The organism is Micromonospora sp. NPDC093243 (genome assembly GCF_044753725.1).
Taxonomy (GTDB): domain Bacteria; phylum Actinomycetota; class Actinomycetes; order Mycobacteriales; family Micromonosporaceae; genus Micromonospora.
The window spans coordinates 107,746-119,688 of the sequence record NZ_JBIVNT010000013.1 but is presented as its reverse complement, the minus strand read 5'-3'; the positions used below and the strand labels follow the sequence as shown (position 1 = coordinate 119,688).

Sequence of the window (11,943 nt, the reverse complement as noted above, 5' to 3'; positions counted from 1 at the left end):
CCGGGCGGGGGGGGGGGGGGGCCGCGCCTGGGGGGGGGGCCCGGGGCGTGGCGGGACTGGGGGGGCCCCCTTCCCCAACCACGGGCCGGGGGGGGGGGGGGGGGGGGGGGGCCCCGCCCGGCCCCCCCCCCCCCCCGACCAGGCTCAGAGCACCCGGGGCGGGGTGTTGCCGGCCGCGACGATGGCCCGGCGCATCGGCACCGCCAGCAGCAGGAGGAAGCCGACCACGAAGAAGATCAGCAGCGAGACCAGGCCCACCCGGTAGGACGCGGTGAGCTGGAAGACCAGGCCGAACGCCAGCGGCCCGAGCCAGCTGGTGCCCTTGTCGCTGATCTCGTAGAAGCCGTAGTACTCGCCCTCCTTGCCGGTGGGGATGAGCTGGCTGAACAGCGACCGGCTCAGCGCCTGGCTGCCGCCGAGGACCAGGCCGATGGCGGCACCCAGGATCATGAACGGCAGCGGCGCCTCGGCGGGCAGCCGGAACGCGGCGATGATCACACCGGTCCAGAGCACCAGGCTGAGCAGCACCGTCTTCCAGGCTCCGATGCGCTTGGCGAGCGCGCCGAGCGACAGCGCGCCGCCGAAGGCGAGGAACTGCACCAGCAGGATGGTGACGATCAGGGTGCTCTGCTCCAGCTTCAGCTCCTCGGTGCCGTACTGGCTGGCCAGGGTGATGACGGTCTGGATGCCGTCGTTGTAGACCAGGAAGGCGAGCAGGAAGAAGAGCGTCAGCGGGTACGCCTTGATCTGGCGCAGGGTGCGGCCGAGCTGCCGGAACCCGTCGGTGAGCACGTTGCCGCCGCCGGTCAGCGCCGCCTCGCTGGGACGCTCGCGCAGCCAGCGCAGCGGCACCAGGGTGAACAGCGCCCACCACACACCCGCGGAGACGATCGACCAGCGGGCCAGGTCCAGGGTGCGCTGCGGGTTGCCCTCCTCGCTGAACAGGGTGACCGCGACCAGGTTGAGCGCGAGCAGCAGGCCGCCGCCGAGGTAGCCCAGCGCCCACCCGCGGCTGGAGATGCCGTCGCGTTCGTCGGGGCCGCCGAGCTGCGGCAGGAACGAGTTGTAGACCACGATCGCCGCGCCGAAGCTGATGTTGGCGATCAGGAAGAGCGCCCCGCCGAGCAGGTAGCGGTCGCCGGTGACGAAGGCCATCGCGATGGTCGCGCCGCTGCCGGTGAACGCCGCGCCGGCCAGCAGCCGCTTCTTGTGCGCCGACCGGTCGGCGATGGCGCCGATCACCGGCAGCACGAAGACGGTGAGGAACACCGACAGCGAGATCAGGTACGGGTAGTACGAGCCGGCGGCGACCCGGATGCCGAGCGGGTGCACGTAGCCGTCGCAGCTGTCCGCGCCGAGTTCGCAGCCGGCCGCGAGTTCGGCGACGGTGGTCAGGAACGGTCCGAGGAAGACGGTGATGACCGTGGTCTGGAAGGCCGAGTTCGCCCAGTCGTAGATGTACCAGCCGGTGCGTTCGCGGCGGGTGCTCGCCGGGGGTGGAGTGCTCGCCGTGGAGGTCACGGTCTCGGCCATCGGTTCCTCGCCGGGTCAGGCGGCCCAGTGGCCGCGGCTGCGGTAGACGTCGCGCAGCACGCCGACGTGATCGGTCATGATGCCATCCACACCACGATCAAGTAAGTCGTGCATTTCGGCGGGTTCGTCGATCGTCCAGACGTGCACCTGCAGGCCGAGTGAGTGGGCGTAGCGCAGGAACCGGCTGTCGACGACCGGCACCCGGCCGTAGCGGACCGGGACCTGCGCGGCCACCACGGACGGCGGCAGCCGCAGCCGGCTGCCGGTCAGCGAGGCCATCCGCAGCCGGGCCACCCCGCGCATGCCCAGCGAGGTGGCGACCCTCCCCTCGGTGAGCGCCCGCAGCCGGGCCAGCCGGGCGTCGCTGAAGGAGGCGAGCAGCACCCGGTCGCCCGCGCCGACGCGGGCCACGGTGGCCACGGTCGGCTCGACGCCGGGGTCGGACTTCACGTCGATGTTGAACCGCACCTCGGGCCACGCGCCCAGCACCTCGTCGAGGCGGGGCACCACGGCGGCGCCGCCGACGCGCACCGCGGCGAGGTCGGCCCAGCGCAGGTCGGCGATGCGGCCGGGCTCGCCGGTGACCCGGCGCAGGGTGGCGTCGTGGAAGACGACGCTCACCCCGTCGGCGGTGGCGTGCACGTCGGTCTCCACGTACCGGTAGCCGAGCGCGACCGCGCGCGCGAACGCCTCGGCGGTGTTCTCGTCGCCGTCGGCGGCGCCACCGCGGTGGGCGAAGGCGAGCGGCGCGGGCGCGTCCAGGTAGGGATGACCGGTCAGCACGCAGCGCAGTATGCCCGGTGCCGGTGGCCGTCGGGTGGCCGGCCGACGACTGTTCAGAGCCGGTGGTGGGTCCCCGCACGCCGGTGCCGCGCGGGGACCCACCGGGGTCAACGCCCCAGGAGCCGGAGCGTCTCCTCCCAGAGGCGCTCGGCGTCCTTCTCGTCCAGGGCGTACGGGAGCACGCCGCTCATCCCGTCGGCCCGCTCGGCGAGCAGCACGGCCTCGTTGCCGTCCTCGAAGTAGCGGCCGGTCACGCCGTCGACCTGCGGGTAGGCGGCGAGCAGGACGGAGGTGGCCGCGCCCTGCTGCGGGGTCTTCCAGCCCGGCGGCACCACCAGGCGGTTGCCCTGCTCGTCCACCGCGCCCACGTACCGCAGCTGCGCGTCGTCGAGGTGCCGCTGGAGGTTGGTCATGATGCCGCCGGGGTGCAGGGCGTTGACGGTGATGCCGTCGGCGGCCCACCTGCTGGCCAGGGCGACGGTGAACAGGATGCTCGCGGTCTTCGACTGCCCGTAGGCCGACCAGGCCTCGTACGGCCGGTCGGTGAAGTGGATGTCGTCGAAGACGACCGGGGACTGCTGGTGGGCCGAGGAGCTGACGACGACGATCCGGGCGCCCCGCGCGGCGGCGAGCGCGTCGTGCAGACCCAGGGTGAGCGCGGCGTGACCGAGGTGGTTGATGGCGAACTGCCGCTCCCAGCCCTCGACGGTCCTGCTCAACTCCGGCAGGGCCATGACCCCGGCGTTGTTGACGAGGATGTGCAGCGGACCCGTCCAACCGGCGACGAAGGCGTCGATGCCGGCGCGGTCGGCCAGGTCGAGGCGGGCGACGTGGACCGTGCCGCGGCTCGTGCCCGCGCTGATGTCGGCCGCGGCACGCTCGCCGGCGGCGGTGTCGCGTACGGCCAGCGTCACCTCGGCGCCGGCATCGGCCAGCGCGCGGGCGGTCTCCAGGCCGATGCCGGACGCGCCGCCGGTGACCACGGCCCGCTTACCGGTGAGGTCCACGCCGGCGATCACGTCGGCGGCCGTCGACTGTGCGGAGTAAGGGGTGGTAAAGCGTGACATTTCGGAACTCCCGGGGTGCAGGGATGGTGGGAAGGGGTGGGGTCGGCGGGTGTCAGGCCGCGGCGCGGCGGATCAGTCCGAGGGCGCGGCGGATCCGGTCGCGGAACTCGTCGCGGGTGGCCGAGGTCGACTTCCAGGTCAGCGCGGCGGCGAAGAGCACGTCCATCACGTCGTCGGCGCGCAGCTCACCGTCGAGCAGGCCGGGCGGGGCGAGGGCGTCGATGTGGGCGCTGAGCGTCGCCCGGGCCCGCTCCTGGTAGTCGTGGAACATCGAGCCGAGCTGGGGCTCGCTGTTCTCCAGCAGCTCGTTGAGGTCCCGGGCCAGCTGGGTGTCGATGTACTGGCCCATCAGCGCGTCGAGCCCCGCGACGATCCGCTCCTCGAAGCTCAGCGTCTCGTCGGCGAAGCGTGCCTCCATGCCCTGCTGGGCGCGCTCCATGACGCCCTGCATGGTGGCGCGGTAGAGCTGCTCCTTGTTGGCGAAGAGCAGGTAGAGACCGGGCCGGGAGATGCCGGCGGCCTTGGCGACCGCCTCCATCGAGGTCTTCTGGAATCCGTAGCGCCCGAACACGCCCACCGCCGCGTCGAGGACGGCGGTGCGCTTCGGGTCGTCGTGCTCCACGTCCGCGTTGCTCACGCTAGACAGCCTAGACAACTTTCCGAATATTGTCTAACGCGTCAGGCCGGCGGGCGGCGGCGGTGCTTTCGGCTGGTGTCGGCGGGGCGACCGGGGTCGACGTGCCGGGGGCGCTCGGGTTCGTCCGGACGCAGCGGGACCAGCGCGTCGGTGATCCGGTCGATGATCCGGTCGGTGGCCCGGCGGGCCGCGCCGGGCGTGCCGGGGGCCAGGCTGCTGAGGTCGATCGGGTCGCCGAAGTGCACCCGGATCACCGGGCGGCGCACCAGCGCGCGGGCGAGTCCGCGCAGCAGCCCCTTCGGCGCCCGGTACGGCAGCACCTCGTGCGAGCCCCACTGGGCCACCGGGATCACCGGGGCGCCGCAGGAGAAGGCGAGCCGGGCTGCGCCGGTCTTGCCCCGCTCGGGCCACATCCCGGGGTCCAGGCCGATGCGGCCCTCCGGGTAGACCAGGATCACCGAGCCGGCGGCGACGGCCGAGGCGGCGTCGTCGAGGGCCTGGCCGACGGCGGCGGTGCCCCGGTCGACGCGGATGTGCCCGGCGTGGCGCATCGCGGCTCCGATCACCGGAGCGCGGAACAGCCCGGCGGTGGCCATGATCCGGGGGGCGACGCCCCGACTCCGGCAGGCCGCGGTGAGCACCACCGGGTCGAACGGGCTGATGTGGTTGGCGGCGAGGATCAGCGGCCCCCGGCGCAGCGCCTCGGGCACCTCCCCGCTGACCTCGAGCCGGGCCACGGCGGCGACGACGCCACGGGCGAGCAGTTGGGCGGCGCGCCAGATCGCCGGGGGCTGCCAGGTGGTGTGGGCGGTGTCCATCAGCGCTGAATGGTCGCACGGGCCGGCGGCCTCGCACCGGTGAGGGCGATTCTTTCCCCTCGGCAGCCCCGCCGCAGGCCAGAGCCGGGCGTGCGGTGCCCGCCCGGCGGGCCGCGCGGCCCGGGGTGATCAGGGTCATTGGTCCCGGGGCGATTCGGGCCCCCCGCCCCTGCCGATTCTTCTACGACGAGCAGTAGTATTTACTACGTCCCGTAGTATGAATAGCTGGGGGTTCCAGGTGGACGCGTTGGACGTCGCCCGCTGGCAGTTCGGTGTCACCACCGTCTACCACTTCCTCTTCGTGCCGTTGACCATCGGCCTCTCCGTGCTGGTCGCCATCCTCCAGACGATGTGGCACCGCACCGGCAACGAGCGCTACCTCAAGCTCACCAAGTTCTACGGCAAGCTCTTCCTGATCAACTTCGCGATGGGTGTGGTCACCGGCATCGTGCAGGAGTTCCAGTTCGGGATGAACTGGAGCGACTACTCCCGCTTCGTCGGCGACATCTTCGGCGCGCCCCTGGCCATCGAGGCGCTGGTCGCCTTCTTCCTCGAGTCCACCTTCATCGGACTGTGGATCTTCGGCTGGGACCGGCTGCCGAAGCGGGCGCACCTGGCCAGCATCTGGGCCGCGGCGATCGGCACCAACCTCAGCGCGTACTTCATCCTCGCCGCGAACTCCTTCATGCAGAACCCGGTGGGCTACCGGATCAACCCGGACAGCGGCCGCGCCGAGCTGACCGACTTCGTCGCGGTACTCACCAACAAGGTCGCCCTGATCACCTTCCCGCACACCATCGCCGGGGCTTTCCTGGTGGCCGGCTCGCTGCTCGTCTCGGTCGCCCTGTGGCACCTGATCCGCCGGCGCGACCCGGCCGAGGCCCCGACCTACCGCTTCGCCGCGAAGTTCGGCTCCTGGGTCACCCTGGTCGCCGCCGCCGGCGTGCTGATCACCGGTGACATCCAGGGCAAGATCATGACCCAGGTGCAGCCGATGAAGATGGCCGCCGCCGAGGGCCTCTACGGCACCGAGAGCCCCGCCTCGTTCTCGGTGCTCACCGTCGGCAGCCTCGACGGCTCCCGCGAGATCTTCTCCATCAAGATCCCGTACCTGCTGTCCTACCTCGGCACCGGCGACCTCAACGGCACCGTGCACGGCATCAACGACCTGCAGGCCCAGTACGCCAGCCAGTACGGCCCCGGCAACTACGCCCCGATCATCCCGGTCACCTACTGGAGCTTCCGCTTCATGATCGCCTTCGGGCTGGCCGCCGCCGCGATCGCCCTGCTGGTGCTCTGGACCCACCGCAAGGGCCGCACCCCGAGCAGCCGCTGGCTGCTGCGCGCCGGCCTGGCCATGCCCGTGCTCCCGCTGCTGGCCAACTCCTTCGGCTGGATCTTCACCGAGATGGGCCGCCAGCCGTGGATCGTCTTCGGCGAGATGCTCACCCGCAACGGCGTCTCCCGCAGCGTGTCGCTGGCCGAGGTGCTCACCTCGTTCACCGCGTTCACCCTGATCTACGCCACCCTCGCCGTGATCGAGTTCAAGCTGCTGGTCCGCTACGCCAAGGCCGGCGTACCCGACCTGACCCCGGAACCCGAGATCGACGACAGCCACGACGACGCCGAGCGCCCGCTCGCCTTCGCCTACTGACCCGGGGAGCGCACCGTGGACCTCACCACCATCTGGTTCCTGCTCATCGCCGTGCTCTTCACCGGCTACTTCATCCTGGAGGGCTTCGACTTCGGCGTCGGCATGCTGCTGCCCGTGCTCGGCCGCGACGACCGGGAACGCCGCGTCCTGATCAACACCATCGGCCCGGTCTGGGACGGCAACGAGGTCTGGCTGATCACCGCCGGCGGCGCCATGTTCGCCGCGTTCCCCGAGTGGTACGCCACCCTCTTCTCCGGCTTCTACCTGCCGCTGCTGCTGATCCTGCTGGCCCTGATCGCCCGTGGCGTGGCCTTCGAGTACCGCCACAAGCGCCCCGAGCCGTCCTGGAAGCGGCGCTGGGACGCGGCGATCTTCTTCGGCTCGTTGGTGCCGGCGGTGCTGTGGGGGGTGGCGTTCGCCAACATCCTGCGCGGGGTGCCGCTCAACGCCGAGCACGAGTACGTCGGCGGGCTGTTCGACCTGCTCAACCCGTACGCCCTGCTCGGCGGCGCGACCACCGCGGCGCTCTTCCTCACCCACGGCGCGGTGTTCGTCGCGCTGAAGACCGTCGGTGAGATCCGCGAGCGCGCCGGCGCGCTCGCGGTGCGCGTCGGTGTGGTCGCCGCGGTCCTCGCGGTGGCGTTCCTGACCTGGACGCTGGACATCCGCTCCAGCACGGCCGCCGTCGTGCTGGCGGTCGGTGCGGCGCTCGCGCTGCTCGGCGGTCTCGCCGCCGCCCGGGTACGGCGGGAGGGCTGGGCGTTCACCGGCACCGCCGTGGCGATCGGCCTGGCCGTGGCCACCCTGTTCGCCGCGCTCTTTCCGAACGTGCTGCCCTCCACCCTGGACGCGGCCGGCACCCTGACCGCCACCAACGCCGCCTCCACCCCCTACACCCTGAAGATCATGACCTGGGTGGCCGTGGTGTTCACCCCGGTCGTGCTGGCCTACCAGGGCTGGACGTACTGGGTGTTCCGCAAGCGCATCGGGGTGGTCCACATTCCCCGGCACTGACCGGGTCGGGCCCGCCGCGTCCGCGCGGTGGGCCCGGTGCGTCGTAAGGTGAGGCGGTGACCGGCGCGCCGTGGACCCCGCTGCTCGGCGCCGCGACACCGTTCGTCGCCGCGCCGATGGCCGGCGGCGCCACCACCCCCGCCCTGGTGCGGGCCGTCACCGGGGCGGGCGGCTTCAGTTTCCTCGCCGCCGGCTACCGGACCCCCGAGGCGGTCGCCGCCGACCTGACCGCGCTGGCAGCCACCGGCACCGAGTGCGGGGTGAATCTCTTCGTCCCCGGCCCGCGTGAGATCGACGAGGTCAGCTTCCGCCGCTACGCCCGCCAGCTCGCCGTCGAGGGCGAGCCCTACGGCCTGGACCTGACCGACGCGCCGCTGCTGCACGACGACGACCACTGGCCCGAGAAGATCGAGCTGCTGGTGCGCCACCCCGTGCCGGTGGTCAGCTTCACCTTCGGGCTGCCCGACCCGGTGGCGCTCGCCGCGCTGCGCCGGGCCGGCTCCCGGGTGCTGGTCACGGTGACCTCGGTGCCCGAGGCGCTCGCCGCCCGAGACCTCGGCGTCGACGGGTTGATCGCCCAGGGCACCGAGGCCGGCGGCCACAGCGGCACCCACACCCCGGGCCGGCCCGCCGCGCCGGTGACGACCCGGGCGCTGGTGCGCGACGTCGCCGGGGCCACCGGGCTGCCCGTGGTGGCGACCGGCGGCGTCGCCGGCCCCGCCGACGTGCGCGACCTGCTCGCCGCCGGCGCGAGCGCGGTGGCGGTGGGCACCCTGCTGCTGCGCACCGACGAGAGCGGGGCCAGTGACACCCACCGCGCCGCGCTGGCCGATCCGGCGCGGACCGGCACGGTGCTGACCCGGGCCTTCACCGGACGGCCCGCGCGCGGGCTGCGCAACGCCTTCATCGACCGCTACGGGCCGGTCGCGCCGCTCGGCTACCCGGAGCTGCACCACCTGACCCGGCCGCTGCGGGCGGCTGCCGCCGCGGCCGGGCACCCGGACCGGCTGCACCTGTGGGCCGGAACCGGCTACCGCCACGCCGGCACCGGACCGGCCGCCGCGGTGGTCGAGCGGCTCACCGCGACGCTCTGACGCGGCCGCCGCGATCGCGACGAGCGCCGGTGAGCGCGTCGTCGGCCGGGGCTCGGACCGACGGGTCGCTACTCGGCCTTGGCCAGCCGGAGGGCCAGCTCGGCGTCCACCCGCGCGTCACACCGCCGTGGGCGGTGCTCCGCCGGCGGCCAGGGCGAGTTCGGCGTCGGCCCGCTGCCGTACCAGGGTGAGGACCCGTCCGGCCACGGTCAGGTCGTCGGCGGGGATGTCACCGTACAGCCGGGTGGTGATGGCGGTGACCGCCTCGGCGACGCGGCGCTGGACCGCCCGGCCGGCATCGGTGAGCGCCAGGCCGGACGCGTCGGTGGGCGGCATGCCCAGCAGGCCGGCGTTGGTCAGGTCACCCACCACCGCCAGCACCGCCGATTCGTCGATCTTCAGGGTGCTGGTTATCCGCCGCACGAGGTACGCCCGTGCAACGGCCCCGCCCTCGGCGGCGACGGCGTTCAGCGCGATTGACTGGTGGAACGTGATGCCGAGCCCAGCCAGCTCACGCTCCAGCAGGGTCCGGGTGGCGTAGTGGGCCTGGCCGATGATCTGGCCGTTCAAGGTGGTCATGACACTCCTCGTCGCAGTCGTTGGAAGGACCAACGTTGGTCGAACCAACGTAACAGATTTCGTGGGTCCGACCAATGATTGGGTTAGGCTTGCGGCATGGACCACAGCGGCGAGCAGGAGAGCCTCACCCGGCTGCTCACCACCCCGAGCTGGCTGCTCAGCCAGAGCGCCGCCCACGCCGGGCGGCTGGTCAGCGACGGTTTCGCCGGCATCGGCGCCCGCGGCTACCACTACCGGATCCTCGCCGCGCTCGAGGAACTCGGCCCCGCCAGTCAGGCCGACCTCGGTCGGCGTGGCGGCATCGACCGCAGCGACGTCGTGGCCACAGTCAACGAACTCGCCGCGAAGAACCTGGTCGTGCGCGCGCCCGACCCCGCCGACCGACGGCGGAACGTCATCACCCTCACGCCCGCCGGGCGTCGCGAGCTGCGGCGGATGGAGAAGACCCTCGCCGGCGTCCAGGACACCCTGCTCGCCCCGCTGACGCCCACCGAGCGCGACCAGCTCACCCGCCTGCTCGGCAAACTGCTCGCGCACCACCGACAGCGGCACTGACCGGCGGAAAAATCGACGGCGGGGCGTACAGCGTCTGCGCCATACGCCCCGCCGTCGGCGGCCCTCAGCCGGCCTCGCGCAGCTCCGCCAGCCGGGCCTCGATCTCGGCCAGCTCGGCGCGCAGCTTCTCGGCCTGCTGCTCCGCCTCGGCCCGCTCGGCGGCCAGGATCTGCTCCACCGCCTCGTGCACCCCGGGCACGTCGACCAGCGCCACCATGCGCAGCGCCTCCGCCGGCTTCACCACGTACGGCTTGGCCAGGGCCTTGCTGCCCTGCTGCGCTGCCACCGTCCACTCGCCGTCGGCGTAGGCCAGGGTCACCGTCAACCCTGCCGGTCCCTTCGGCTTCGCCGCCTTCACCGGCCGGCGCGCCGGCTTCGCCGCCTCCACCGTCTCCACCTTCGGCTCCTCTCGCCGCTCCGAGCGCTGCGCCGGCACCCGGTCCAGGACGAACTCCGGCTCTGCCACCGCGGGCGCCTCCTCGGCCGGCGGCTCCGCCGGCGCCTCGACCGGCTTACGCCCCGCGCCGCGCGGCGCCACCGCCACGTCGGCGGGGGAGAACGGCAACTCGTCACGACCGAACCGGACCACCACGAACTCGTCCGACGCCGCCGGATCGGTCAGCTCCACCACCTGACCGACCTGCCCGGCGATCTGCCCGGCCGCGGCGGTGAACACCACCTTCGGCTTACGCCCCGCCGCCAACGCCTCCCGGAAGCTGCGCACGTCGTCTTCGGACAACCCCTGGCCCGCGGCACTCATCTGCAACCTCTTCCGTACACCTGTTTGATTCCTGCCTTGATACCAGCCGGCTGCGACACCACCCGATCGGGGGGCTCAGCCGCCCAGCGCCCGCAACGCACGGTCGGCGTGCCCGGTCATGCTCAGCTCACTGTGGACCACCTCGATCACCCGCCGGTCCTGGCCGATCACGAAGGTCATCCGCTTGGTGCCCAACGACCCCAACGGCAGCCGCCGCCGCACCCCGAACTGCTCCGCCACCGCACCGTCCGGGTCGGACAGCAGCGGATAGTCGAAGCCGTGCAACTGGGCGAACTCCGCCTGCTTCGCCACCGGATCGCGGCTGATGCCCACCCGCTGCGCGCCCAGCGCCGCGAACTCCGCGGCCAGGTCCCGGAAGTGGCAGCTCTCCGCCGTGCACCCCCGGGTCATCGCCGCCGGATAGAAGAAGAGCACCACCGGCCCCGCGACGAGCAACTCCGACAACCGCCGCACCGCCCCGGTCTGATCCGGCAGCGCGAAATCCTCCACCACGTCTCCGACTTCCACCACCGCGCACCTCCACCTCGACACCGACGCGCGGCGAGCCTAAGGGATCAGCCCCACACCGCTGACACCTCGTCCAGCACCGAGGCCGCCTGCGCCCGCCCCGACCGCGCCGCGGCCGCCCGCCGCGCCGGATCCAGCATGTTGCGCCCGATCGCCGAGCGGGCCGCGGCGTCCGGTGCCACCACCGCCACCTGCGCCCCAGCCGCCTGCAGCGTCGCCACCTGCGCCGACAGTCGGGGCATCGGCCCGAACGCCGCCGCTGTCGGCGCCAGCACCACCACCCGCTGCGCGCCGGCCGCCAGATCCGCGTTCACCGGCGAGCGCATCCCGCCGTCGACGTACCGGCGGTCACCGATGCTCACCGGCGGCCACACCCCGGGCACCGCGCAGCTGGCCCCCACCGCGTCCACCAGCGACACCCCGGACCCGGCGTCGAAGACCACGAACTCGCCCGAGGTCGCGTCCACCGCCGTGACCAGCAGCCGCCGCGCCGGCCACTCCCGCGCCGGCAACCGCGACTCGATCACCGCCCGCCGCGACGCCTCCGACGGGGTACGCGCGGCCAGCGCCATCGCCCCGATCCGGGCCCGCGACCGGGCCGCGTCCCGGGTACGCCCACCCGCCCACACCAGCCGCGCCACCGCCGCGAACCCGAACCGCGCCGCCACCTCACCCTGCGGTGGCGCCACCTGCGCCGCGTACGAGTCCTCGACCGAACGGCCCGAGCGCAGCTGCGCGCCGACCACCGAACCGGCCGAGGTGCCCACCACCAGATCCGCGTCGGCCAGCTGCACCCCCCGCTCGGCCAGCCCGGTTAGCACGCCCCACTCCCACGCCACCCCGGTGACCCCGCCACCGCCCAGCACCAACGCCCGCGTCATGTGATCCTCGCCTCGCCGTCGCCACGTGCCGGTCACGGTA

Annotated in this window: 13 protein-coding genes; 4 read left to right on the top strand and 9 right to left on the bottom strand. The window is 73.1% G+C overall.

What is annotated here, in order from left to right:
- Positions 1-144: 144 nt before the first annotated feature.
- The 5 genes from ACIP9D_RS31820 to ACIP9D_RS31800 all read right to left on the bottom strand — a co-directional run bounded on the left by ACIP9D_RS31820 (position 145) and on the right by ACIP9D_RS31800 (position 4,838).
- Complete coding sequence (locus ACIP9D_RS31820; RefSeq protein ID WP_350874415.1) at positions 145-1,533, bottom strand: MFS transporter; 1,389 nt, start codon at positions 1,531-1,533, stop codon at positions 145-147.
- Between the two features lie 15 nt (positions 1,534-1,548).
- On the bottom strand, positions 1,549-2,316 hold the full coding sequence (locus ACIP9D_RS31815) for a glycerophosphodiester phosphodiesterase (protein ID WP_350874416.1): 768 nt from the start codon (positions 2,314-2,316) through the stop codon (positions 1,549-1,551).
- Between the two features lie 107 nt (positions 2,317-2,423).
- Positions 2,424-3,383 (bottom strand): SDR family NAD(P)-dependent oxidoreductase, encoded by a 960-nt coding sequence (locus ACIP9D_RS31810; protein ID WP_350874418.1) that lies wholly within the window; start codon positions 3,381-3,383, stop codon positions 2,424-2,426.
- A 52-nt stretch (positions 3,384-3,435) separates the two neighbouring features.
- Positions 3,436-4,020 carry a TetR/AcrR family transcriptional regulator gene (locus tag ACIP9D_RS31805; RefSeq protein WP_350874419.1) on the bottom strand — a complete coding sequence of 195 codons (585 nt, stop codon included), beginning with the start codon at positions 4,018-4,020 and terminating at the stop codon, positions 3,436-3,438.
- A 41-nt stretch (positions 4,021-4,061) separates the two neighbouring features.
- A complete protein-coding gene (locus ACIP9D_RS31800) occupies positions 4,062-4,838 on the bottom strand; it encodes a lysophospholipid acyltransferase family protein (RefSeq protein WP_350874421.1) in 777 nt (258 codons plus the stop codon).
- A gap of 238 nt (positions 4,839-5,076) precedes the next feature.
- On the opposite strand from ACIP9D_RS31800, the gene ACIP9D_RS31795 reads away from it, so the two are divergent.
- From ACIP9D_RS31795 to ACIP9D_RS31785, 3 genes are read left to right on the top strand one after another with little or no spacing between them, the layout of a single operon-like run.
- Positions 5,077-6,492 carry a cytochrome ubiquinol oxidase subunit I gene (locus tag ACIP9D_RS31795; RefSeq protein WP_350874422.1) on the top strand — a complete coding sequence of 472 codons (1,416 nt, stop codon included), beginning with the start codon at positions 5,077-5,079 and terminating at the stop codon, positions 6,490-6,492.
- A gap of 15 nt (positions 6,493-6,507) precedes the next feature.
- The gene (gene cydB, locus ACIP9D_RS31790; RefSeq protein ID WP_350874423.1) at positions 6,508-7,506 is read left to right on the top strand and encodes a cytochrome d ubiquinol oxidase subunit II; all 999 of its coding nucleotides are present in this window, start codon (positions 6,508-6,510) and stop codon (positions 7,504-7,506) included.
- Between the two features lie 56 nt (positions 7,507-7,562).
- Entirely contained in the window at positions 7,563-8,600 is a 1,038-nt protein-coding gene (locus tag ACIP9D_RS31785) for a nitronate monooxygenase (RefSeq protein WP_350874424.1), read from the top strand.
- 117 nt (positions 8,601-8,717) lie between these two features.
- Here ACIP9D_RS31785 and ACIP9D_RS31780 read toward each other — a convergent pair whose 3' ends face one another.
- Positions 8,718-9,179: a hypothetical protein gene (locus ACIP9D_RS31780; protein ID WP_350874425.1), complete on the bottom strand. Its 462-nt coding sequence runs from the start codon at positions 9,177-9,179 to the stop codon at positions 8,718-8,720.
- Positions 9,180-9,275: 96 nt separating this feature from the next.
- On the opposite strand from ACIP9D_RS31780, the gene ACIP9D_RS31775 reads away from it, so the two are divergent.
- On the top strand, positions 9,276-9,734 hold the full coding sequence (locus ACIP9D_RS31775) for a MarR family winged helix-turn-helix transcriptional regulator (protein WP_350874426.1): 459 nt from the start codon (positions 9,276-9,278) through the stop codon (positions 9,732-9,734).
- A gap of 64 nt (positions 9,735-9,798) precedes the next feature.
- Here ACIP9D_RS31775 and ACIP9D_RS31770 read toward each other — a convergent pair whose 3' ends face one another.
- From ACIP9D_RS31770 to ACIP9D_RS31760, 3 genes are all read right to left on the bottom strand, one after another.
- A complete protein-coding gene (locus ACIP9D_RS31770; protein WP_350874427.1) occupies positions 9,799-10,494 on the bottom strand; it encodes a hypothetical protein in 696 nt (231 codons plus the stop codon).
- Positions 10,495-10,569: 75 nt separating this feature from the next.
- Entirely contained in the window at positions 10,570-11,025 is a 456-nt protein-coding gene (locus tag ACIP9D_RS31765; RefSeq protein WP_400451369.1) for a peroxiredoxin, read from the bottom strand.
- A gap of 44 nt (positions 11,026-11,069) precedes the next feature.
- Complete coding sequence (locus ACIP9D_RS31760) at positions 11,070-11,903, bottom strand: patatin-like phospholipase family protein (RefSeq protein ID WP_350874429.1); 834 nt, start codon at positions 11,901-11,903, stop codon at positions 11,070-11,072.
- Positions 11,904-11,943 lie beyond the last annotated feature (40 nt).